The sequence below is a fragment of the Streptomyces sp. WAC00040 genome (genome assembly GCF_056835925.1).
Window position 1 is genome coordinate 673,289 of record NZ_JAKQZE010000004.1, and the last position, 24,977, is coordinate 698,265.

General features: G+C 71.1%; 9 protein-coding genes and 1 pseudogene. 7 read left to right on the top strand and 3 right to left on the bottom strand.

All coding sequences use genetic code 11. The features are described from left to right. Positions 1 to 24: 24 nt before the first annotated feature. Positions 25 to 7,935: an amino acid adenylation domain-containing protein gene (locus MDN94_RS33640; protein WP_482729604.1), complete on the top strand. Its 7,911-nt coding sequence runs from the start codon at positions 25 to 27 to the stop codon at positions 7,933 to 7,935. Next, the gene (locus tag MDN94_RS33645) at positions 7,932 to 14,948 is read left to right on the top strand and encodes an amino acid adenylation domain-containing protein (RefSeq protein ID WP_482729605.1); all 7,017 of its coding nucleotides are present in this window, start codon (positions 7,932 to 7,934) and stop codon (positions 14,946 to 14,948) included. Before MDN94_RS33640 ends, MDN94_RS33645 begins: the two co-directional genes overlap by 4 nt. Positions 14,949 to 15,023: 75 nt before the next feature. On the opposite strand, the gene MDN94_RS33650 is transcribed toward MDN94_RS33645, so the two are convergent. Continuing rightward, positions 15,024 to 16,391 (bottom strand): lysine N(6)-hydroxylase/L-ornithine N(5)-oxygenase family protein, encoded by a 1,368-nt coding sequence (locus MDN94_RS33650; RefSeq protein WP_482729606.1) that lies wholly within the window; start codon positions 16,389 to 16,391, stop codon positions 15,024 to 15,026. 634 nt (positions 16,392 to 17,025) lie between these two features. On the opposite strand from MDN94_RS33650, the gene MDN94_RS33655 reads away from it, so the two are divergent. Together MDN94_RS33655 and MDN94_RS33660 are read left to right on the top strand one after the other, a co-directional pair. Beyond that, the gene (locus MDN94_RS33655) at positions 17,026 to 17,760 is read left to right on the top strand and encodes a DUF2470 domain-containing protein (protein ID WP_482729607.1); all 735 of its coding nucleotides are present in this window, start codon (positions 17,026 to 17,028) and stop codon (positions 17,758 to 17,760) included. 426 nt (positions 17,761 to 18,186) lie between these two features. Further along, a pseudogene (locus MDN94_RS33660) lies at positions 18,187 to 18,705 on the top strand (transposase); the annotation flags it as partial. 9 nt (positions 18,706 to 18,714) lie between these two features. Here MDN94_RS33660 and MDN94_RS33665 read toward each other — a convergent pair. Beyond that, complete coding sequence (locus MDN94_RS33665) at positions 18,715 to 19,014, bottom strand: integrase core domain-containing protein (RefSeq protein WP_482729847.1); 300 nt, start codon at positions 19,012 to 19,014, stop codon at positions 18,715 to 18,717. 112 nt (positions 19,015 to 19,126) lie between these two features. On the opposite strand from MDN94_RS33665, the gene MDN94_RS33670 reads away from it, so the two are divergent. After that, entirely contained in the window at positions 19,127 to 19,678 is a 552-nt protein-coding gene (locus tag MDN94_RS33670; RefSeq protein ID WP_482729608.1) for a YciI family protein, read from the top strand. Positions 19,679 to 20,357: 679 nt separating this feature from the next. Here MDN94_RS33670 and MDN94_RS33675 read toward each other — a convergent pair. Then, positions 20,358 to 22,142 carry a sigma-54-dependent Fis family transcriptional regulator gene (locus MDN94_RS33675; RefSeq protein WP_482729609.1) on the bottom strand — a complete coding sequence of 595 codons (1,785 nt, stop codon included), beginning with the start codon at positions 22,140 to 22,142 and terminating at the stop codon, positions 20,358 to 20,360. A gap of 177 nt (positions 22,143 to 22,319) precedes the next feature. Between MDN94_RS33675 and MDN94_RS33680 the strand changes: the two genes are divergently transcribed. Both MDN94_RS33680 and MDN94_RS33685 read left to right on the top strand, forming a co-directional pair. Beyond that, complete coding sequence (locus MDN94_RS33680; protein ID WP_482729610.1) at positions 22,320 to 23,345, top strand: NAD(P)-dependent alcohol dehydrogenase; 1,026 nt, start codon at positions 22,320 to 22,322, stop codon at positions 23,343 to 23,345. Positions 23,346 to 23,364: 19 nt separating this feature from the next. Next, positions 23,365 to 24,960, top strand: coding sequence for an extracellular solute-binding protein (locus tag MDN94_RS33685; RefSeq protein WP_482729611.1), 1,596 nt, complete (start codon positions 23,365 to 23,367; stop codon positions 24,958 to 24,960). Positions 24,961 to 24,977 lie beyond the last annotated feature (17 nt).

A 24,977-nucleotide genomic window follows, 5' to 3' on the forward strand; every position in this document is an offset into this window, starting at 1 on the left:
TCAGTTGAGGGGACGTGAACCTTCTTGTCGGGTGCGAACATCGGCCACAGCGCAGACGCGAACGAACGACGCCGCGAGCTGCTGCGCCGTCAACTGGCTGCCCGCGGAATAGCCAGGCAGCCCGGAGCGGACACATCCCCGCAGAAGCCCCCGGTCCGGGCGGAGGGGCCGGCTCCGCTGTCCTCGGCGCAGCGCCGGATGTGGCTGCTGCACCAGCTGGAGCCGCACGGCACCGCCTACAACATATGCGTGGCGGTGCGCCTTTCCGGCGAGTTGTCCGTATCCGGGCTGCGGCAGGCACTGCGGACCGTGATCGAGCGGCACCACGTCCTGCGTGCCGTCTACCGGCCCGGTGAGGACGGCGAGCCGGTCCAGATCCTGCTACCGGAGGCCGAGCCGGCCATCGGCGAGACCGACCTGTCCGCGGTCGCAGCCGCGGACCGCGAGGCGGCGGTGGACGAAGCCGCGGCCCGGCTGACGGCACGCCCCTTCGACCTGTCGGCGGACACTCCCGTCCGCCTGGAGATCCTGCGGCTCGACGAGGACGAACACGTCCTCGTGCTGGTCGCCCACCACATCGCCTGGGACGACGGCAGCTGGCAGGTCCTGCTCCAGGAGGTCGCGGCCGTCTACACCGGGCAGCCGCTCCCCGAACTCCCCCTCCAGTACGCAGACCTCGCCGCACGCGAACAGCAGCGCGCGCCCTGGACGGCCGCCGACCTCGCCCACTGGCGCGAGCTGCTCGCGGACCCGCCCGCGCCGCTGCCCCTGCCCACCGACTTCCCCCGCTCGCCGGACCGCGCCGAGGAGGGCGGGCGGCTGGTACGCACGCTGCCCGCCGCGCTGCGCGAGCGCTTGCACGCCATGTGCCGGACCGAAGGCGTCAGCCCCTTCATGGCGCTCCTCGCGTCGTTCAACGCACTGCTCCACCGAGCCGCCGGCGCGCCCGACCTCCTCGTCGGATCGCCCGCCGTGCTGCGCACGGACTTTGGCGCCGAGCGGCTGGTCGGCAACTTCGGCAACACACTGGTGCTGCGTACGCGGGCCACCCCGGACACCACGTTCCGCTCGTTCCTGCAGCAGGTGCGGGACGTCTGTCTGGGTGCCTACGCGCACCAGAGCGTCCCGTTCGACACCCTTGTTCAGGAGCTGCGCCCGGAGCGCACGGCCGGGCACCACGTCTTCTTCGACGTCATGTTCTCGCTGCGGAGTGACGTTTGGGAGGGTTTCGAGCTACCCGGCGTGCGGCCGGCCGAAAGGCCGGTGCCGGGCAACGCGGCCGCGTTCGACCTGGCCGTCTCCGCGGTGCTGGACGCGGCCGGGACGCTCACCCTCGACACGACCTACCGCCGCGACCTGTACCGGGAGGAGACGGTCGGACGTCTACTCGGCCGCTTCGAGCGGCTGCTCGCGGCCGTGCTGGACGCCCCGGACACGACGCTCGGCGATCTGGACCTGCTCGCCGAGGAGGAGCGCGAGCGGGTCCTGACGACGTGGGGCAGCGACCGGCGTCCGCTGGAGCGCGCCACCATCCCGGACCTCTTCCGGGACCGCGTGCGCGAGAACCCCGACGCCACCGCGCTCGTCTGGGAGACCGAGGGTGACGCCGGTCAGGAGCACCGGCTCAGCTACGCCGAACTGGACGAGCGGTCCGACGCGCTGGCCGGCGAACTGGCCGCGCTGGACGCCGGACCGGAGCAGGTCGTCGCCGTGGCCCTCCCCCGCTCGGGGGACTTCCTGGTGGCGGCGCTCGCCGTCATGAAGGCAGGAGCCGCGTACCTGCCGGTCGACCCCGAGTACCCGGCCGACCGCATCGCCCTCATGCTCGACGACGCGCGGCCGGGCCTGCTGGTCACCGACTCCAGGTCCGCCGACCGGCTTCCTCAGGGCGAGTTCCCGGTCGTCCTGCTCGACGACACGTCACGCCCCTCCCGTAGCAGGCAAAGCCCGCTTCGCCCCTCTACGCCGGGTCACGCCGCGTACCTGATCTACACCTCGGGGTCCACCGGACGCCCCAAGGGCGTCGTGGTCACCCACGAGGGCATCCCGAGCCTGGTGTCCACCATGGCGGAGGAGCTGGGGGCGGGCCCGGGCAGCCGCGTGCTGCAGTTCGCCTCGTTCAGCTTCGACACCTCGGTGTGGGAATGGACGATGGCGCTGCTCACCGGCGCCACGCTGATCGTCGTCCCCACCGACAAGCGGCTGGGGCCGCCGCTCGCAGAGTTCTGCGCGCGGCACGCGGTCACCCACCTGACGCTGCCCCCGGGCGTGCTGGCGACGCTGCCGCACGAGCGGTCGCTGCCCGCGGGGGCCACGCTGATCGTGGCGGGCGAGGCCTGCCCGGCGGAGCTGATGCGGCGCTGGTCGGCCACCACCCGGATGTACAACTCGTACGGGCCCACCGAGACGACGGTCGACGCCACGCTGTGGACCTGCCGTCCGGACCACTCGGGTCCGGTGGTGCCGATCGGCACCCCGGTGCACAACACGGCCGTCCGCCTGCTGGACGACCGACTCCACCCGGTGCCGCCGGGCTCGCCCGGTGAGCTGTACGTGTCCGGTGACGGGCTCGCCCGCGGCTATCTCGGCCGCCCGGGGCTGACCTCGGAGCGGTTCGTCGCCGACCCGTTCGGCGCCCCCGGCACCCGGATGTACCGCACCGGCGACCTGGCGCGCTGGACCGGGGACGGTGTCCTGGAATACCTGGGCCGGGTCGACCACCAGGTCAAGATCCGGGGCTTCCGCGTCGAGCCCGGCGAGATCGAGCAACTGCTGCGCCGGGAGCCGGGGATCGCGCAGGCGGCCGTCATCGCCCGCGAGGACCAGCCGGGGGACCCGCGCCTCGTCGCCTATGTGGTGCCCGCCGAGGGCGCGACCGCGCCCGACACCGATCGGCTGCGCGCGGACCTGGCCGCGGTGCTGCCCGCGCACATGGTGCCGGCGGCGATCGTCACGCTGGAAAAGCTGCCGCTGACGAGCAACGGCAAGCTGGACCGCCGGGCGCTGCCCGCGCCGGTGTACGGGCGTTCCGCCGGCAGGGAGCCGGCCACGGCACGCGAGGCATCGCTGTGCGCGCTGTTCGCCGCCGTGCTGGAGCTTCCGGCGGTCGGGCCGGACGACGACTTCTTCCTGCTCGGCGGCCACTCCATGCTCGCCGCCCGGCTCATCACACGCGTCGAAGCGGAGTTCGGCGTCCGGCCCGCCCTGCGGGCGCTGTTCGACGCTCCGACCCCGGCCGCGCTGGCCCACGTACTGGACGAGGCCCAGGGCCGGGACGAGGAAACCGCCCGGCCCGCGCTCACGGCCGACACCGCCGGCGGCACCGGTGATCCCGCGCCCCTGTCGTTCGCGCAGCAGCGGCTGTGGCTGCTCCACCGCCTGGAGGAGCCGGGTCCGGCCTACAACATCCCCACCGCGCTGAGCCTCAGCGGGCCGCTGGACACGTCCGCCCTCGCCGACGCCGTCGCCGACGTCGCCGTACGCCACCAGAGCCTGCGTACGGTCTTCCCGGAGCGCGACGGATCGCCGTACCAGGTCGTGCTGGAGCCGGAGCGCGGCCCCCGACTGGAGGTGCTCCGCTCGGCGCCCGAGACCGTGGAGGCCGACCTGGCCGCTGCGGCGGCCCACGTGTTCGCACTGGCCGAGGAACCGCCGCTGCGCGTGGTCCTGTTCGAGACCGGCCCCGAGGAGCATGTGCTGCTCCTCCTGCTGCACCACATCGCCGGTGACGGTCAGTCCCTCCCTGTCCTCGTCCGCGACCTCGCCGACGCCTACCGGGCACGGCTGTCCGGGCGGGCCCCGGAGTGGGCGGCGCTGCCCGTGCGGTACGCCGACTTCGCCATCTGGCAGCGACAGCTCCTCGGCGACGCCCACGATCCGAGCAGCCTGACGGCCCGGCAGGCCGCGTACTGGAAGGAGGCCCTGCTCGGCGCCCCCGACGAGCTGCGGCTGCCCACCGACCGGCCCCGCCCGGCCGAGTCGTCCAACCGGGGCGGCATGGTCCGGTTCACGGTCGAGGCCGAACTGGCCCGCGAGGTACGGACGCTCGCGGCCTCGCTCGGCATCACCCCGTTCATGGTGTACCAGGCTGCGGTGGCCGCCCTGCTGACCCGGCTCGGCGCCGGGGAGGACATTCCGGTCGGCACGCCCGTTGCCGGGCGCGGCGAGGAAGCGCTCGACGACCTCGTCGGTTTCTTCGTCAACACGCTCGTGCTGCGCACCGACGTGTCCGGGGCGCCGTCGTTCGAGACGCTGCTGCGGCGCGTGCGGGACACGGCCGTCGCGGCGTTCGAGCACCAGGACCTGCCGTTCGAGCGGCTGGTGGAGATCCTCAACCCGCCGCGGTCCACGGCCCGTCACCCGCTGTTCCAGGTGATGGTGGTGCACCAGGCCGGTACCGCCTCCGAGTTGCCGGTGGAGGGTCTACGGACCCGGCCGCACGTGGTGGCCACCGGCACAGCGACGTTCGACCTGAGCCTGACGTTCATCGAGCGGTTCGACCCGGACAGCCACGCCGACGAGGTGAGCGGCTTCGCCGAGTACAGTGCGGACCTGTTCGACCCGGACACGGTCGAGGTCCTCGCCGACCGCCTGGTGCGGCTGCTGTCCGCCGCCGTCGCCCGGCCGGAGCTGCCGATCGGCGACCACGACATTCTGACGGAGGCGGAGAGGGGCACTCTGCTGGCGCCGCCCGTGGCCGCGCCGGAGGCGCCGCCGCTGCACGAGGCGTTCGCGCGGCAGGCCCGCAGGACACCGGACGCGGTCGCGCTGGTCCTCGGCTCCCGATCGGGTGGCGTCGAGCGGATCACGTACGCCGAGCTCGACGCCCGCGTGGAGCGGATCGCACGACTGGCGGCCGCACACGGCGCGGCCCCGGAGCGGTTCGTGGCCCTGGCGCTGCCCCGCCACGAGACGGTCGCCGCGCTGCTCGGTGTGCTGCGGTCGGGTGCCGCGTTCCTGCCGCTGGATCCGAACTATCCGGAGGAGCGGCTGGCGCAGACACTGGACGACGCGAAGCCCGTCTGCCTGCTCACCACCCGTGAGCTGGCCCAGGCGCTCCCTCACAGGCCGGACCTGCCCGTGGTCCTCGTGGACGCCGAGGAGCCGGCGTCGCCGGTCACCCTGGCAGAGGCCAGGCCCGGCGACGCCGCGTACGTCATCTACACCTCGGGTTCCACCGGGCGCCCAAAGGGCGTGGTGGTGACCCATGCGAACCTCGCCAACCTGTACGCGGCGCACACCTCGACGCTGTTCCCGCCCGAGGTGCCCGAGGTCGGCGGGCGCAGGCTGCGGGTCGGGCACATCGCCTCCTTCGCCTTCGACGCCTCGCTCGACCCGGTGCTGCTGATGGTGGGCGGGCACGAGCTGCACGTCCTGGACGAGTCGACGTACCCGGACGCGGAGGCCGTGGCCGCGTACGTCGCCGAGGAGCGGGTCGATTACCTCGACCTGACCCCGGCCCACCTCCAGCAGCTCATCAAGCACGGCCTGCTGGACGAGGGCAGGCACCGGCCCGCCCTGCTGGGGCCCGGCGCGGACGCCATGCCGGAGTCGCTGTGGCGCGATCTCGGCGCGCACCCGGCGACGACGGCGTACAACTTCTACGGTCCCACCGAGTGCACCGTGGACTCGGTGGTCGCCCGGGTCACCGGTGAGGGCGCGCCCCGGATCGGACGGCCCATCAGGGGCGCCGCGGCGTACGTGCTGGACGACCGGCTCCGGCTCGTGCCGCCCGGTGTGACGGGTGAGCTGTACCTCGCGGGCGCCGGTCTGGCCCGCGGCTACCTGGGCCGTGCGGCGCTGACCGCCGAGCGTTTCACCGCCGACCCCTACGGTTCGCCGGGGGCGCGGATGTACCGTACGGGTGACCTGGCGCGCTGGACCGCCGACGGCGAACTGGAGTGCCTGGGCCGGGCCGACCACCAGGTCAAGATCCGCGGCTTCCGCATCGAGCCGGGCGAGATCGAGGCCGTCCTCGGGCGGCACGAGAGCGTCACCGAGGTCGCGGTCATCGCCCGCGACGACCTGCCGGGGTCGCGCCGCCTCGTCGCGTACGTGGTGCCCACCCCGGGCCACACGGCCAACACCGATGTATGGCGCGCCCATGCGGCGGCCCTGCTGCCGGAGCACATGGTCCCCACGCTGTGGGTGCCCATGGAGCGGCTTCCCCAGTCGGCCAACCGCAAGGTGGACCGCGCCGCGCTGCCGGTACCCGAACTGCCCGAGCAGGGCGGTGGACGGGCGCCCGTCACCGAGGCCGAGAAGCTGTTCTGCGAGTTGTTCGCCGCCTTGCTCGGCCAGGAGACGGTGGACGCCGACGGCAACTTCTTCGAGCTGGGCGGCGACAGCATCATCTCCCTCCAGCTGGTGAGCCGTGCCCGCGCGGCGGGCTGGAAGCTCGGCCCCCGTGACGTCTTCCGCCACCAGACGCCGGCCGCCCTGGCCGCCGTCGCCCGGCCGGAGAAGGCCGCGACGGGCCAAGCCTTTGACGACGGTGTGGGCCGGGTGCCGGAGACGCCGATCACTGCGTGGCTGCGGGAACTCGCCGACTCGGCCTCCACCACCGCCTCCATTGACGGCTACAGCCAGGGCATGACCCTGTGCACCCCGGCCGGGCTGACGTACGAACGGCTCACCGACGTCCTCCAGTCGGTGCTGGACCGGCATCCGGCGCTGCGGGCCCGTCTCGTGCGCGCGGCCGACGGGACCTGGGAGCTGGATGTCCCGGCGCCCGGTTCGGTGCAGGCCGGGGACCTGCTGCGGCGTGCCGAGTCGGACCCGGCGACCGAGGCCGCGGCCGCCCGGGACCGGCTGCGTCCCGAGTCCGGCGTCATGGTGCAGGCGGTGTGGCTGGAGCCGGAGAACCGGCTCGTCCTCGTCGTCCACCACCTGGTGGTCGACGGCGTGTCCTGGCGCGTCCTGTGCGCGGACCTCGACGCCGCGTGGCGCGGCGAACTGACGCCGCCCACCGGCACCTCGCTGCGTGCCTGGAGCGGGCTGCTGCGCACGTACGCCCGGCGCGAGGAGACTGTCCGGCAGGCCGACCACTGGGCTCGTGCCCTCGGCGGCGGGACGCGCCTGGCCGGCCGAGCCCTGGACCCGGCCCGGGACACTTCCGGGACCCTCCGCAGGCACACCGTGTCCGTGGGCGCCGAGGACACCGAGGCGCTGCTGACCCGGGTGCCCGCGGCGTTCCACGCCAACGTCGAGGACGTCCTGCTGACCGCGCTCGCCCTCTCCGTCGCCGACCACCGTCGCCTTTCGGGAGTCGCGGACGCGGGCCTGAGCGTGCAGTTGGAGGGGCACGGCCGTGAGGAGACGGTCGCCGAAGGCGTCGACCTGGCGCAGACCGTGGGCTGGTTCACCACCGTTCACCCGGTACGGCTGGACCCGGGGCCCGTCGACCTCGCCGAGGTGCGAGCGGGTGGTCCCGCGGCGGGCCTGGCGCTGAAGGCGGTCAAGGAGCAGCTGCGCGCCGTGGGCGACGGCGGTCTCGGGTTCGGCGCGCTGCGCCATCTCAACCCGGAGACCGCTGAGCGTCTGGCCGCGCCGGCCGTGCCCGAGATCTGCTTCAACTACTTGGGGCGGTTCGGTTCGGGCGATGCGGAGAGCCCGTGGCAGCCGGTCGCCGGTGACGAGGGCATGTTCCACGGCGTCGACCCGGCGCTGCCGCTCGCGCACGCGCTGGAGATCGACGTCCATGTGGCGGCCGCGCCCGGAGGAGCCCGACTGAGCGCCACCTGGTCGTACGCGGGCGAGGCCCTGGACGCGGATGTCGTCCGGTCGCTCGCCGACGGCTGGCTGGCATACCTGGCGGCTCTGGTGGCGCACACCGACGAGCCCGACGCGGGGGGCTGGACGCCTTCCGACCTCTCACTGATCTCCCTCAGCCAGGACGAGATCGACGACTTCGAAGCCGACTGGAGGCTTTCGTGACTGGCCGCACTGCCCGCGCCAAGCTGGAGGACATCCTCCCGCTGACCCCGCTCCAAGAGGGTCTGCTGTTCAGGACGGAGCTCGACGGTGACGGCCGAGACGTGTACGCGGGCCATCTGACGCTGACGCTGCGGGGGCCGGTGGACGAGCCGCGGCTGCGGGCCGCCGCCCAGGCCCTGCTGGACCGCCAGCCGGGCCTCAGGGCCGTGTTCCGCCGCAACCGGCAGGGCAAGGCGGCCGCACTCGTCCCGTCCCGGGTGGACGTGCCGTGGAGCTTCACCGACCTCTCCGGGCTGCCCGAGGACGAGCGGGAGCGGGAGACCGAGCGGCTCACCGTCCTGGACTCGGACCGTGGATTCGACCTGGGGCAACCGCCCCTGATCCGTTTCACGCTGCTGCGGCTGGGCGCGGAGCTGCACCGACTGGTCCTGACCAACCACCACATAATCCTCGACGGATGGTCGCAGCCTCTGCTGGTGCAGGAACTGTTCGCCCACTACGCGGGCGACGCCGCTCGCCCGCTGCCTCCGGCGGCCTCCCCGCGCGTGTACCTGGACTGGCTCGCCGCGCAGGACGGGGGCGCCGCCCGGGCCGCGTGGCGGACGGCACTGGCGGACCTGGACGGCCCGACGCTGATCGCGCCCGGCGCGTCCGAGTCGGTGACCGAGCCGCCGCGGAAGGTCGTCGTCGAACTCGACCCCACGCTGACCTCCTCGGTCACCGCCGTCGCACGGGCCCGCGGACTGACCCTGGGCACCGTCGTCCAAGGCACCTGGGCGCTCACGCTGGCCAGGTCCCTCGGTCGCGACGACGTCGTCTTCGGCACCATGGTGTCCGGCCGGCCGGCCGACCTGCCGGGCGTCGAGTCGATGGTGGGCGTCTTCGTCAACACCGTCCCGGTGCGGGCCGCCCTGTCTCCGGCGGAGCCGTTCGCAGAGGCCCTGGCCCGGCTCCAGGAGGAGCAGTCCGCGCTGGTCTCCCATCAGCACCTGGGCCTGGCCGAGGTGCAGCGGCTGGCCGGCGGGCGGGAGCTGTTCGACACCCTGGCCGTGGTGGAGAACTACCCGTTCGATCCGGAGTCGTTGGCCGAACTCGCACCGGGACTGCGTCTGGAGGCCGCCGGCGGCAACGAGGGCGTGCACTACCCGCTCGCGCTGACCGTGCTGCCCGGAACGCGCCTGCGGCTGGAGCTGGGGTACCGGCCCGACGCGCTGGACGAGGAGGAGGTGCGGTCCCTCGCCGACCGGCTGCGCCGCGCTTTCGAGGCGTTCGCCGCCACGCCGGACGAACCACTGGGCCGCGTCGACCTTCTGGGCGAGGACGAGGCTCGCCTGCTGACCGCGCCCGGCACCACCCACCCCGTACCGGACACCACCCTCACGGCGCTCGTCGCCGAGCAGGTGGCCCGTACTCCCGACGCCACCGCCGTGGTCTTCGAGGACGACCGGCTGAGCTACGCCGAGTTGGACGCGCGGGCCGAGCGGGTCGCCGGCTGGCTGGCCCTGCGGGGCGCGGGCCCCGGCGCGGTCGTGGCGGTCGCGCTGCCGCGCTCTGCGGACCTGGTCGTGGCTCTGGCCGCTGTGTTGCGTGCCGGTGCCGCCTACCTCCCGGTGGACCCCGGCTACCCGGCGGACCGCATCGCCTTCATGCTGGACGACGCGCGTCCGGTGGCCACCCTGACGGACACCACGACGCTGGGCCTGCTGCCCGACGTGTCCACGGCCCTCACTCTGGACGGCCCGGAGGCGCAGGCCCTCCCCTCCGCGCAGGGTGCCCCCGCGTCCGCAGTCCGCCCGGCCGATCCGGCGTACGTCATCTACACCTCCGGCTCGACGGGCCGCCCCAAGGGCGTCGTCGTGCCGCACTCAGCCATCGTCAACCGGCTGCTGTGGACCCAGGGCGAGTACGGGCTCACCTCCGCCGATCGGGTGCTCCAGAAGACGCCGTCCAGCTTCGACGTGTCGGTGTGGGAGTTCTTCTGGCCGCTGATCACCGGCGCGACGCTGATGGTGGCCCGCCCGCAGGGCCATCTGGACCCGCAGTACCTGGCGCGGCTCATCCAGGAGCAGTCCATCACCACGGCGCACTTCGTCCCGTCGATGCTCCGCGCCTTCCTCGCCGAGCCGGAGGCGGCGCGCTGCACGGGCCTGGTCCGGGTACTGTGCAGCGGTGAGGCGCTCACCCCCGACCTGGTGCGCGACTTCCACGGCCTCTTCGGCGGCGCGGTCGAGCTGCACAACCTGTACGGGCCCACCGAGGCCGCCGTGGACGTCACCGCCTGGCCGTGCCCGGCCGACGGCGCCGACCGCGACGGCGTGCCGATCGGCCGCCCGGTGTGGAACACCTCGGCGTACGTCCTGGACGCGGCCCTGCGCCCGGTCCCGGCCGGCGTGCCCGGTGAGCTCTACCTGGCGGGCCCTCAGCTGGCGCACGGCTACCTGGGGCGGCAGGGGTTGACGTCCGAGCGGTTCGTCGCCGACCCGTACGGCCCGCCCGGCACCCGGATGTACCGCACGGGAGACCTGGCCCGGCGCGACGCGGACGGGGTGATCGAGTACCTGGGCCGGACCGACGACCAGGTGAAGATCCGCGGATTCCGCATCGAGCCCGGTGAGATCAAGGGTGTGCTCGCGCAGCACCCCGGCGTCCGGGAGGCCGCCGTGGTGGCCCGCCGCGACCTCGGTACTGACGGTGAGCCAATACTGGTCGCCTACACGACCGGCAGCGCCGATGCCGCAGAGCTGCGCCGCCATCTGGCGGGATCGCTGCCGGAGCACATGGTGCCGTCCGCGTTCGTCGTGCTGGACGCGCTTCCGCTGACGCCGAGCGGCAAGCTGGACCGCCGGGCGCTGCCCGCGCCCGAGCGCGGCCCGGCAGTGGCGGGCCGGCGCCCCCGCACCCCCTCGGAGGAAATCCTCTGCGACCTGTTCGCGGAGGTCCTCGGGGTGCCCGAGGTCGGCATCGACGACGACTTCTTCGCTCTGGGCGGGCACTCGCTGCTCGCGACCCGGCTCGCCAGCAGGGTCCGCTCCACCATGGGGGTGGAACTGCCGCTGCGGACGGTCTTCGACGCGCCGACGGTGGCCGCGCTGGCGCAGCGCCTGGGCACGCGCAGCACCCGGCCGCCGCTGCGGGCCGGGGAGCGCCCGGATCCGCTCCCGCTGTCGTTCGCGCAGCAGCGCATGTGGTTCCTTTACCGGCTGGAAGGGCCGAACCCGGCGTACAACATGGCGTTCGCGGCGCGGCTCACCGGTGCCCTCGACGCCGACGCGCTGCGAGCAGCCCTGGGCGACCTGACGGACCGGCACGAGGCGCTGCGGACGGTGCTGCCCGATGACGCTGGCACGCCCCGGCAGGTGATCCTCGGCGCGGAGTCGGCGCGGCCGGAGCTCCCAGTCACGCCGGTCACCGAGGAGGAACTGGCCGACCGGCTCGCGGACGCGGCCTCACGCCGCTTCCGTATCGACGAGGAAGCGCCCTTCGCGGCCGGGCTGTTCGCCGTGGGCCCCGAGGACCACGTGCTGATCCTGGTGCTGCACCACATCGCAGCCGACGGCTGGTCCGCGCTGCCGCTGCTGCGGGACCTGGCGGACGCGTACACCGCGCGCAGCCGGGGCGACAGCCCCTCCTTCGTCCCGCTTCCGGTGGGGTACGCGGACCACGCGGTGTGGCAGCGCGCGCTGCTCGGGGACGAGTCGGACCCCGACGGACTGCTGCACCGCCAGGCCGAGTTCTGGCGCAAGACGCTGGAGGGGCTGCCGGAGGAGCTTCCGCTGCCCACGGACCGTCCGCGGCCCGCCTCACCGAGCCTGCGCGGCGCGACCGTCGACGTCGACATTCCGGCCTCGCTGCACCAGGCGGTCCGGGCCCTGGCCCGGCGCTGCGATGCCAGTGTGTTCATGGTGCTGCACGCGGCCCTCGGCACGCTGCTCACCCGGCTGGGCGCCGGTTCGGACATCCCGATCGGCACACCGATCGCGGGCCGCAGCGACGACGCCGTCGACGAGGTCGTGGGCTTCTTCGCCAACACGCTGGTGCTGCGGACCGACACGTCGGGCGATCCGGGCTTCCGGGAGCTGGTGGCCCGGGTCCGGGAGACCGACCTCGCGGCGTACGCGCACCAGGACATCCCGTTCGAGCGACTGGTCGAGCTGCTCAACCCGGCGCGGTCCATGGCCCGGCACCCGCTGTTCCAGGTGATGCTGAGCCACCAGGCGAGGCCACCGATGGACCTGGCGCTCGGCGAGGTCGCAGTCCGGCAGGAGCCGGTGGACATGGGAACGGCCAAGTTCGACCTGGCCTTCGAGATCACCGAGGAGCATGGCCGGGACGGGATGCGGCTGGGCGTGGAGTACAGCACCGACCTGTTCGACCACGACACCGTGGCGAACATGGCGACCCGCTTCCTGCGGGTGCTCCAGGCCGTCACCGAGAACCCCGAGCGTCCTCTCGGCAGCCTGGAGCTACTCTCCGCCGACGAGCGCCGCCAGGTGCTCGTCGACTGGAAGGGCGACGTGGTCGAGGCGCCGGTAGCGACGCTGACCGAGCTGTTCACCCGTCAGGTGGAGCGTACGCCCGACGCCACGGCGCTGGTGTGCGGCGACATCGCATACACATTCGCCGAGTTGGAGCGGCGCACGGCACGCCTCGCCCGGCTGCTGAAGGACCGCGGCGTCGGGCCAGAACGGATGGTGGCCATGCTGCTGCCCCGGCGAGCCGACACCGTGGTCGCGCTGCTGGCGGTCATGCGGGCCGGTGGCGCGTACGTCCCCATCGACCCGGGCTACCCGGCGGGGCGGATCGAGCACATCCTCCGGGACTCCGCGCCGAGGCTGCTGATCACCACCAGGGCGCTCGCGGATCTCGCGGGAGGCGGCGGCCCGGAGACCCTGATCCTGGACGCGGCGGAAACCCAGGCGCTGCTCTCCGACGAAAGCGCCGCTCCGACGGGCGACTTGCCGCACCCGCTGCCGCAACACCCGGCGTACGTCATCTACACCTCCGGTTCCACGGGCCTGCCCAAGGGCGTCGTCGTGGAGCACCGCAGCATCGCCAACCTCTTCCACAGCCACCGAGAGCTGCTCTACCGGCCGACGGTCGCGGCGGCGGACGGACGGAGCCTGCGGGTGGCGCACGGGTGGTCGTTCGCCTTCGACGCGGCGTGGCAGCCGCAGTTGTGGATGCTCGATGGGCACGCGCTGCACATCGTCACCGAGGACACGCTGCGCGACCCGGACCAGCTGGTGTCGTTTATCGAGTCGTACGCGATCGACTTCATCGAGGTCACTCCGTCACACGCGATGCAGTTGGCGGGCGCCGGGCTGATCAGGGACGGCCGCTGTCCGCTGCTCGCGCTGGGCGTGGGCGGTGAGGCCGTGCCGTCCCCGCTCTGGCGGGACATGCGCGAGCTGGAGGGCACGGCCGGGTTCAATCTGTACGGGCCGACCGAGTGCACGGTCGACGCGCTGGCCGCTGGCGTGGCCGGCAGCGAGCGGCCGCTGGTGGGGCGGCCGACGGCGAACACCACCGCGTACGTCCTCGACGCCCGTCTGCAGCCGGTACCGGCCGGTGTCATCGGCGAGCTGTACCTGGCCGGGGCGGGTCTCGCCCGCGGCTACCTCGACCGGCGCTCGCTCACGGCCGAGCGTTTCGTGGCGGACCCGTTCGGCCCGCCCAGCACGCGGATGTACCGCACAGGCGACCTGGTGCGTTGGATGCCGGACGGCACCATCGACTACCTCGGCCGCACCGACGACCAGGTGAAGATACGCGGGTTCCGCATCGAGCTCGGCGAGATCACCGCAGCCCTGGCGGCGGGCCCGTCCGTCCTCCAAGCGGCGGTCGACGTACGTGAGGACGGCCCGCGCGGCAAGCACATCGTCGCCTACGTCGTCCCGGCGGCGGGCGCCGAGTTCGACCCGTCCGCGCTGCGCGCCCAGTTGACCCGGATGTTGCCGGACTACATGGTGCCGTCGGCGTTCGTGGAGCTGGACGCGCTGCCGCTGACCGACCACGGCAAGCTCGACCGGCGCGCGCTGCCCGCACCACAGGCGGTGGAGTCGCGGACCGGCCGGGGACCGCGCGATCTCGTCGAGGCCCTGGTCTGCGAGATCTTCGCCGAGGTGCTGGACCTGCCAGAGGTCGGCATCGACGACGACTTCTTCGACCTCGGCGGCCACTCGATGCTGCTGGTAAGGCTGCGGGACCGGCTGCAGCGCGCCACCGGACGGCAGATGGCGGTGGCGGACCTCTTCCGTCATCCGACGGCGGCCGCGCTCGCCGGCCGGCTGCGGTCCACGGCGGACGAGCAGGTGCACACCGGGGCGGGCCTCGACGTGCTGTTCAGTCTGCGGTCCGCGGGCAACCAGGCACCGCTGTGGTGCCCGGCGCCCGCGACGGGACTCGGCTGGCGGTACGCGGCGCTGCGGGCGCACGTTCCGGATGAGGTACCGATCCACGCTCTTCAGGCGCCGAACCTGGCGGGCGGACCGGCCGTGGAGTCCCTGGAACAGCTGGTCGAAGCCCACCTGACGGAGCTGACCCGGGTTCAGCCGCACGGCCCGTACCGGCTGCTGGGCTGGTCGCTGGGCGGTGTCGTCGCTCACGCCTTGGCATGCCGTCTCCAGGCCCGCGGGGAGCGCGTGGAGCTGCTGGCGCTGCTCGATTCCTACTCCGTTGCGGACGGGGACGCGACCGCGGACGACGCCGGCGCGGCTGCCGTTGAGGCGGCGGTGGACGGGCTGGGTCTGGAGGAGACGACCGTGACGGCGATGCACGCCAACCATGCGGCGGCCACCAGCCTGTTGTCGGCCTACTCCCCCGCCCGGTACCAGGGCACGCTGTTCCACTTCCGCGCCTCCGACGCCCCAAGGCCCGCCGAGGACTGGGCGGCGTACACGGACGGCGAGGTCGTCGTGCACACCGTCGCGGACGACCACGACGGTCTGCTGGACCCATCGGCGCTGCGGCGGATCGCGGCGGTGTTGACCGAGCGCACCGAGGGATGGGGTTAGCAGGCGGACATACGAAGCCGCCCTCCACACCGTGAACGGTGTGGAGGGCGGCTTCGTAGTTCGTCAGCCGTGTGCTCAGCCGAGCAACGCGTCGATCTCCCGGCCACGGTCGGCGCGCAACGCCTGGGCGGTACGGCGCAGTAGGAGGGAGTCGGCGATCTCACCGGAGCGGATGGCAAGGGTGGACAGCAACGAGGACGTCACGCCGTGGGTGTGCTCGGTGCCGCCCTGGAGGTAGACGCCGACGTCCACATGCTCGCTCATCAGCACGCGGTGGTCGCGGTCCACGTGCACCCTGCCCTGCTCGTCGGTGAGGCAGTCGGCAGCAAGGTCGCCGAGGAGGTCGCGCGGGTCGACCGGACGGTAGCCGGTGGCCATCACGACTGCGTCGCAGTCCAGCGCATCCTGCTGGCCCGTCGTCAGCGAGCGGACCAGGACGCGGACCCCGTCGGGCAGGGCCTCGACCCCGCCGAGCTCGGTGGTGTTGAGGAACCGCAGCCGCTCCCGGCCGCTGACCCTCTCCTGGTAGTGCGTGCGGTACAGCTGCTCGATGAGGTCGCCGTCCACCACGGAGTAGTTGGTGTTGCGGTGGTAGCCGTAGAGGTCCTGCTTGACGTTCTCGGGCGCGGTGAAGAAGTCGTCGACCGCCGAGGGGTCGAAGATGCGGTTGGCGAAGGGGCTGTCGTCGGCGGGGCTGTAGCCGTAGCGGGTGAAGACAGCGTTGACCTCCGCGTTGGGGAAGGTCCGGTGCAGGTAGTCGACGGCTTCGGCGGCGGACTGTCCAGCACCCACCACGACGAACCTGCGGTGCCGGAGGTCCTTCAACTGCGGTGCGCGGAAGAGCAGGTCGCGGGTATGCCAGACGTGTTCGCCCTGGGTCACGCCTTCGGGAAGGCGGGGCTTGAGACCGGTACCGACGGAGACGTTGAGGGCCCTGAGCACCTCTCGGTCGGACGGGTCGGAGACGCTCTCCGAGACGACGTCGACGGCCTCGACTCGGTCTCCGTTGCGCACGGGGCGGATCTCGGTGACCCGCCGCCCGTAGTCGACGCTGTCGCCGAACTCGGCGGCGCACCATTCGAAGTAGTCGTGGAACTCGATCCGAGTGGGGAAGAACGTTTTCTGGTTGATGAAGTCGGCGAGGCGCCCTCGGTCCTGAAGGTACATCAGGAAGGAGAAGCGGCTGCTGGGGTCACGCATGGTGACCAGGTCCTTGAGGAAGGAGACCTGCATCGTCGCCCCCTCCAGGAGCATGCCACGGTGCCAGCCGAAACGCTCCTGCTGCTCAACGAAACGTGCCTGCAGCGCCCGTTCGGGGTCGCGGCGGTTGTGGTCGGCGACGGCGATGGCCAGAGCCAGATTCGACGGACCGAAACCTATGCCGACCAGATCCCGGGCGGCGCCGCCCTCAGCCTGGCCGCTGTCCTCGCGACGTCCCGACATGCTGGTCCTTCCGTTCGATCATACGACTGAGTCGGCCGCGCACCACACGGCCACAGTAGAGACTGCTACTAAGGTAAGGCGTGCCTAAATTCCCCTAGACCGCACGGGGTGTCAAGTCCGCGCGTACCGCCGTGCGCCCCGTCGTTCCGGCCACGCTCACAATGTCCACCCATGCCGCATACGCCGCAGCTTGATACGCCCGACCCGGACCGCTGACACTCCGGCAGAAAACAGGAGCGTCTGGCCCTCACCGGACCCCCTTGGCGCCCGACGCGTACTCCTCCTCGACGAGCCGTCGCCCGGCTCGACCCGGCCGAGTCCCGGACCCTCCTCGACAAGTCCGGGTTCCCGGCCGACTTCGCGGACCGCTGCCCCCGTGAGCTTTACGGCTACCAGCGTCAACCCGGGTCCATAACACCCGCACCGGCGGCAGACCCCGCCTCGCCGGTCCCGCAACGAAGACCTCCAGCCGCGGCGAGGCGACCGCCACCGCGTCATGGGACCTGACGGAGAAACCACGGGAGCGCCGCAGCACCTCGTTATCACCAGCCTGATTCTCCTGAGCCGACAGGGGGTGGCCAACCACCCGACCATCCATTAAGTTAGGCAAGCCTAACCTGATGGAGGTCAGGAAATGACGAACGCTGCCGCTCTCCGCGCAGCCCAGCCGACCGGCGCGGAACGGGTCCGTTCCGTGCTCGCCGCCGCGGAGTCCCTGACGGTGACGACGAACGGACACCGCTGTGACCTGGTGGGCCTGCACTCCCTCGACACCCGGGGCCGGGTGACGCTGGAGCTGTCGGCCGCCAGCCGCCTCGCCGTCGCTGTCGCCTGCGCCCCTCGCGGCAACTTGGCCGCAATGCTCGAGTTCACCGATGTCGCACCCACCGCCGTCCGGGACCGGGTGCGCGCCCGTGTCGTCCTGTCGGGCTGGCTGACCCCGGTCGGCCCGGAACTCGAGGGGACCACCGTCGAACTACGCCTGGACCTCGTGCGCGCCACCCTCGAAGCAGAGGAAGGCATCCTGGTCGTGGGCCTCGATGAACTCGTCCTGGCGGAGGCGGATCCGCTGGCCGGCCACGAGGCGGGACTGCTCCTCCACCTGACTGACGCGCACCCCGACTCGGTGGCACAGCTCGCGAGGCTGGTGGACCTGCGCCATCTCCACGGCGTCCTGCGTGTGTGGCCGCTCCGCCTCGACCGGTACGGGATCACACTGAGGCTCGAATATGCCCGCGGTCACCGCGACATCCGCGTGCCCTTCTCGGCCCCCGTACGCGCAGCCGCTGAAGTCGGCGACCGCATCCAGACACTTCTCGCCACCGCTCACACCTGCCCGCGCCGACGCCGGCAGTCCACCCGGCCATGACGCCCGCACCCGCACCACCCCTCCGGTTCCGCCCGCCCGACCAGGTGGCGGCGATCATCCGCGCAGCACCAAGTGCAGCAGCCCTCTACACGCCGCCGACGCACGACCCTGTACCTCCACCGCCCACTGTCGACCTGCCACGGCCTCCCACGGAATCGCCCCGATCCCCAACCCTGCTACAGAGCGTGCGCACCGGCAGGAGTCGACTGCAGCACCGAAGAGACGCACCCAAGGGTGTCCCCTGCGCGAGAGAAGCCGCCGGCCCGGCCGTCACCAAGGGCACAGTCCAAGAGGCGGCGGTCCCTTATTGACGTAGCGTCAGGAACTGAATCCAGGATCGAAGCCACCCTCAAGAAGCGCCTCGTCCTCGCCGTGGACCTCGACGTCGCCACGGACCTCGACGTCGCCGTCCGCATCGACGGCGACATCAGCCGGCTGCGGCCGCTTCTGACCATCGAACCTGCCCATCGGCCCGCCGACGCCGTGGAACTGCTGTGGGTGGACGGCACCCTGATCCCGGTCCGCGACCGTAAGGTCGGTGCCTCAAGCCGCAACTACCGGTTCTCGGCAAACGTGCAGGTCATCATCGATGCCGACACGAAACTCGTGATCGCCGCCGCCCGGCCGGTCCCCGGTACCACCGCGGATGCGAAGGCCTGGCGGGACTCCGGCCTGCCCGAGCAGCGCGAGGGCGTCACGGTGCTGGGAGACGGTGCGTACATCAACACGGGCCTTGTCGTCCCGCACCGCAAACGCCCCGGCCGCCCCTGCTGGCTGAGGGGAAGAAGACACGCCGAGCACCGCCGAGTTCGGGCCCGCGTTGAACACGAATTCGCCCGCATGAAGCACTACAAGATCCTCCGCGACTGCCGACAGCGAGGCAGCGGTCTCCATCACGCCGTCCAGGCCGTGGCACACATGAACAACCTCGCCCTCGCAGCGTGATCAGAATGTTCAGGCCGCGAGGGCGGCCTTGTAGTCGGCGGGACCGAGGTAGCCGAGGCTGCTGTGCAGCCGGTGCACGTTGTACCAGCCTTCGATGAATTCGAAGATCGCTGTGCGGGCTACGGACCGGCTGGGCCAGGCGGTGGTGTCGAGCAACTCTCGCTTGATGGTTGCCAAGAACGACCCGGCGAGGGCGTTGTCCCAGCACTGCCCGGTGCGGCCGAACGCGAGCTGGATGCCGAACTCTTCGCCCGAAGCCGCGAATTCGGTGCTGGTGTATCGGCAGCCGCGGTCCGCGGACGGAAGCAGCGGCGCGCCGGCCTACGCGGCTCGGCACGCGTGCTCCTGGGTGAGGCTGCCGAGCAGTCATCGCAGAGAGACCCGCTCGACATGGTCACCTCAGTAAAGAGATCCTTCGGACATGGAGTTCCTCTGTTACCACCACGATCGGCCCGGCTCCCTGCCGCTGCGCTACGAGTTGCTGGAAGAGCATTGGTCCTATATGGACCGGTACGCGAAGGAGATGATCGCCCGGGGTCCGACCCTCGCTGACGACGGCGACTCACCCACCGGAAGCGTGCACATCGTCGACCTGCCGGATCCGGCCGCGGCCCGCGCGTTCGCCTTCGACGAGCCGAACTACCAGGCCGGCGTCTACCGGGACGTGCTGCTGCGACGGTGGCGCAACATACTGGGGCGCAACATGTGGGACTTCCCCGGCGGCCGGACCGGCGGCAACCGGTACCTGGTGCTCGGCCTCGGCACGGGGCAGGCTGCCGACCTCGCGGTGCCGCCCGACCGGAACGAGCTGATCGCCTACGGGCCGCTGCTGTCCGACGACGGCGCCACCTGGCTGGGCACGGCGGCGTTGGTCCGGGCTCCGGACCCGGACGTGGCACGCGCCATCCTGACCCCGGACCGGTACGCCGACATAGAGGTGCACAACTGGCAGTTCGGTGGGCGGCCGTCATAACCCCAGGACGTGCGGCCGACGTTACCGCCGAACCCCTCGCATCGCTCAGCATCCTCGCGCTTCACCCGAACCCACGGATGCTTCGGCCTGACGCACACCGGTACACCCGTGGGTTCGCGCTGAAGAACCCACGGTTTCCATGAACCCACGGGGATGTCCTCGCTAGGACAGGTGCTCGCGTTCGGCCCGGCTGACGATGTCCGGGAATTGGGCCCCATCGCGGGAAGCCGGAGCACCCGGCATGCGGTGTCGAGGGCGGCGGCCGAGGCCGGCTCGGTCAGGGTGTGGTTCGAGCTGGTCATGACGACTCTTCCGGGGACCCGCAGGAGCTGGTCCCATGTCTCCAGAGCGGGCAGCGGTCGGTTATCGATGGGCAGGCTGGGCGACCTGCCTCATGGTCAGGCTGGTGGCCTGCGGATCCGTGGCAGTCGCCGGAGGCTCGGGACTCGGGTGTCGGCGCTGACGGTCGGGGACCGGCCGCCGGCCTCGGCGACTTTGCGGGCCTCCAGCGCAACGACGTCGTGTGTGAAGGCATGTCCCCGCGCAGACGGTGGGCTGCTCCGGGACGTCGTCAGCGCCGAGCACTTCCTCCCTTTCGTCGGCATCGCCGCAACTCTCATCAGCCACCGGCACCTCAGCGGCCGAGCCGGCCGGCTGGCGGAGCAGGAGTCGAGAAAGCCTAGGTGAGGCTGGACGGAACGATCCCGTAACGTCGCATCTTGCGGTACATGGTGGCGCGGGAGATGCCGAGGTCCTGCGCGGTCCGCTGAACGTTGGAGTTGCGGTCCATCAGCCCACGCAGAATGGCGTCCCGTTCCAGCGCCTCGATGGCGGTGAGGACCTTGTGGGACGAGACCCGGCATTCCGGCGGAAGATCCTCCACACGGATGATCGCGCCGATCGGGCGCCGTCCGAAGCTGCGGATCACCCCCTCGAGCTGCCGGACATTCTCCGGCCACGGGCAGCGCTCCAGCATCGCCAGCGCATCCGGGGAGCAGCTGCTCTCGCCGCCCGGCCGGTATTTGAGGAGGAAGAAACGGATCAGGTGCTCGATGTCGCCATAACGATGACGCAGGGGCGGCACCTCCACCGAGGCGCCGCACAGACGGTCGAGCTCGTCGGCGGTCGTGACCATGGACGGTTGGCTGGTCATGATCAGTTGCCCGGTGGCGGTACCGCCGGGATGCGCCAGGATGCTTGTGAGCTGCCGGCGCAGCCGATCCCCCAGCAGGTGGACATCGCGCAGGAGGACCACGGTCGACGGCTTGGCGCGCAACTCGCGGACCCCGTGCAGCCAATGCTCGGTGGCATTCGGTGTCTCCGACAGTGGCGCTTCGACCACCTCGAGACGGCGCCCGGCGCTGTGGGCCCGGTGGACGGCGTGTACCAGCGTCCGCTTGCCGGTGCCGGTCTCGCCGACGAGATGGAGCCAGGATCCGGCGACGAACGCCGCCTCGGTTTCTGCGACCGCGCGCAGCCATTGCGGAGAGGAGCCCACCAGCCCCAGGCGCGATCGTCCGGGACCGGCGGAAGGAGCGGGTCCTGGCTGAGGACGTCCGATGACCCGGACGCGGAAGACGGCGCCCTCGTCGCTGTCCTCGCGACGGATTCGGCCGACCCTGAGTTCGGCGACTCGTCCGGAAGGGAGGGCGATACTCCGTGTCCCTTCGAAACGGGCATCGGCGGCGATCTCCCGTGTGTGGTCGAGCAGCGCGTAGTGATCCGGCCCTGTCACGGCTGAGCTCAACTGCTCGTTCATCATGACGACGTCCCCGTTGAGGGCCAGCACAGGTCCCGGCCGCACCGAGGAGCACGCGTCCATGTAGGCCTGGAACAGGGCCCGCTCCCGCCGCGAACTGATGGCGGCGATCTCCCCCTCGATCTGACCCGCGACGGAGCGGGCCAGGGCCATGAGCATCCCGGCGGAGCCCTGACGGACCGTGGTCAGGTTGAAGGCCCCCAGCAGCGTGCGCCGGACGGGATGCAGGATCGGCACGGCGGCGCAGTGGAAGTCCCGCAGTTCCTCGACGTAGTGCTGGCTTCCGGCGATCATGACCGGACGGCCGCTGGCGAGCGCGGTCCCGATGCCGTTGGTGCCCACATAGCGCTCGGCGAACACATGGCCCGGGGCCAGTTGCACTCGGTTGAGCCGTGTCGTCAGACCCTCGTGGGAAAGCTTGCGGGACAGCACCACGCCGTCCCGGTCCGTGATCATCGTGGACACCGGGTCGTCGGCGAGCTGCTCGTGCAGTCTGTCCACGATCGGCAGCGCCGCCCTGGCGAGCGGGCAGTCCAGATTGGGATTTTCGAGGTACGGAGCATTGATGCTGCCCGACTTCACCTCGTACTCGATCGAGCGCTGCCACGAAGCGACCACGAGCGGACGGGCGCTCGGATCCTTGGTGACTTCCAGATACAGCTCTCTGGCCGCAGTCAGCGAGCTGCCAGGCCGGCGTCGGGGCATTTAACACTTCCGTATCGCGCGTCATCCCTCGATGAACTGATTGGAACAGCTCGATGACGCCGCGCCTATGCCGTGTATCACATTGAGACATCCACGGACCGTTTTTGAGACATCGGCCCACGAGCAGCGGCCTGTGTAATCGGCGCACCGTCCACCCGCCGATTCGCAGGGAGCGCCATGAAAGCCGTGCAGGTCATCGAGTACGACGAGCCGCCAGTGCTCGTGGATGTGCCGGATCCGCAGATCACCGGTCCGTTGGATGTGATCGTGAAGGTAGGAGGTGCGGGGGTGTGCCGCACCGATCTTCACATTCTCGAAGGACAGTGGGCCGCCAAGAGCGGGGTCGTCCTGCCGTACACAATCGGCCATGAGAACGCCGGCTGGGTGCAGGAGGTGGGCCAGGCCGTCACCAACGTCAAGGTCGGCGACCCGGTCATCCTGCATCCCCTCGTGACCTGCGGTCTGTGCCGGGCCTGCCGGGCCGGTGACGACGTTCATTGCATGAGTTCGGGCTTCCCGGGGATCGACGCGGACGGGGGCTACGCCGAGTACCTGAAGACCACCGCCCGCTCGGTCGTGGCACTCGACTCGTCCCTCGAGCCGGCCTCGGTGGCGGCTCTGGCCGATGCCGGGCTCACGGCGTACCACGCCGTTGCCAAGGCGGCCCGGATCCTGCGACCGGGTGACCGGGCCGTGGTGATCGGCGCCGGTGGCCTCGGGCACATCGGTATTCAGGTGCTCCGGGCTCTCTCTCCGGTCGAGATCATCGTGATCGACCGGAGCGCGGATGCCCTCGCCCTCGCCACGGAGCTGGGGGCCGATCACACGCTGGTCGCCGACGGCAGTGAGACCGAGCGAGTACTGGAGCTCACCGGAGGGCACGGGGCGGAAGCGGTTCTGGACTTCGTCGGTGAGGGCGGCGCCGTGGAGGCGGGGGTGGCCTGCCTCCGCCGTAACGGCAACTACTACGTGATCGGTTACGGCGGCCGGCTCGACGTTCCGACGATCGATGTCATCTCAACAGAGATCAACTTCATCGGAAACCTCGTCGGGTCCTACAACGACCTGTCCGAGCTGATGGTACTGGCGGCCCAGGGCAAGGTCGGCCTGCACACCCAGCGATACCCCCTCGCGTCCTTCAAGGACGCCATCGACGACTTGTCCGCCGGTGCCGTACGCGGCAGAGCGATCTTGATTCCCTGACGGTCGAAGGAGTACCCCCATGCGCAGCAGTTCGTACAAGAGCGTGGTCGCCGCCGCGATCGTCGTGGCTCTCAGCGCCACCGCCTGCACCGGTCAGGGTCCTGTCGAGAACAAGCCGGACAAGCCGGCGCTGTTCAAGCCGGGTTCGGAGATCAGCTACAGCAAGTACAGCAAGAGCTACCCCAGGACGAAGGTCAGGGACGTCCCGGGTCCCTGCAGCTACGAGTCGATCAGCCGCAAGGACTACTCGGGGCAGACGCTGAAGATCATCAGCCATGCCATCCCCGTCATCGGCGAGCCGACCCAACTGCATGCCGAGCAGTTCGAGGAGATCACCGGGGCGAAGGTGGAGGTGATCAACGTCCCCTTCGGGGAGCTGCACCAGAAGATCCTCACACCTCTGCAAGCAGGCCAGCCGGCGTACGACGTCATGTTCTACCCCTCCTTGTGGATCGGCGACATGGCCCCTCATCTGGCCCCGGTACCGAAGAAGTATCTGGACACTCCCGCCATGAAGGACGTCACCAAGGCCTACATGGACGTGGCGACCTGGAACGGGAAGGTCGTGCAGTACCCCGTGGACGGGGACAGGCACTACCTCAAGGTCCGGACGGATGTCCTTGAGGACCCGAAGCGGCAGGCGGCGTACAAGGCGGCCACGGGCAAGGACCTCCGGACTCCGAGGACGTGGACCGAATACCAGGAGATCGCCGCGTTCTTCAGCGGCAAGGACGTCGACGGTGACGGCAAGCCGAACTTCGGCAGTGCCGAGGTGACGAAGCGTGACGACCTGACGTTCTCGGCGTTCATCAGCCGGGCGGCACCGTACGTCAAGCACCCGGACGTCGACGGCGGCCTCTTCTTCGACCTCGAGACCATGAAGCCGCTGATCAACACGCCCGGTTTCGTACGCGCACTCGAGGACATGGTGAAGGCCAGGTCGACCTGGGCACCCGGCGGCGCGAACTTCGGTCTGGGAGACGAGATCCTCTCGTTCGGCGGTGGCCAGAGCTTGATGTCCTATTCATGGGACGACGCCTTCATCCAGGCCCAGCAGCCGGACGGGACGATCCGCAACAAGATCCGGGCGGCGGAGTTGCCGGGATCCGACGAGGTCTACAACCGCACCACGAAGGCGTGGGACAAGAAGCCCAACCAGGCGCCCTACTTCACCTGGGGCTGGACGTCGGCGGTGGCCAAGGCCGCGCGCAACCAGAACATGGCCTTCGACTATCTGTGCTTCTTCAGCAACGAGGCCAACACGGCTCTGGACCTGACCATCGGCCGTTTCGGTGTCAACCCCTACCGCAAGGCGCACTTCGACGCGGACTTCTGGGAGCAGCAGGGCTGGGACAAGGACGTCGCCGAGTCGTACGTCCGCACGCTCTCCGGCATGGAGTCGAGTACCAACCGCGTCTTCGACCTGCGCGTACCGGGTGTCAACGGGTACATGTCGGCACTGGCCAACGGCGTCGCCGCCGCACTCGCCGGGCAGAAGGCTCCGCAGCGCGCGCTGGACGACGTGGCCGCGGAGTGGGAGAGGATCACCGACCAGATCGGCAAGGACAAGGTCCGGAGCGCCTATCGACATGTGGTCGCCCTCGAGGACAACTGACCTGATCGCAGGGCGCC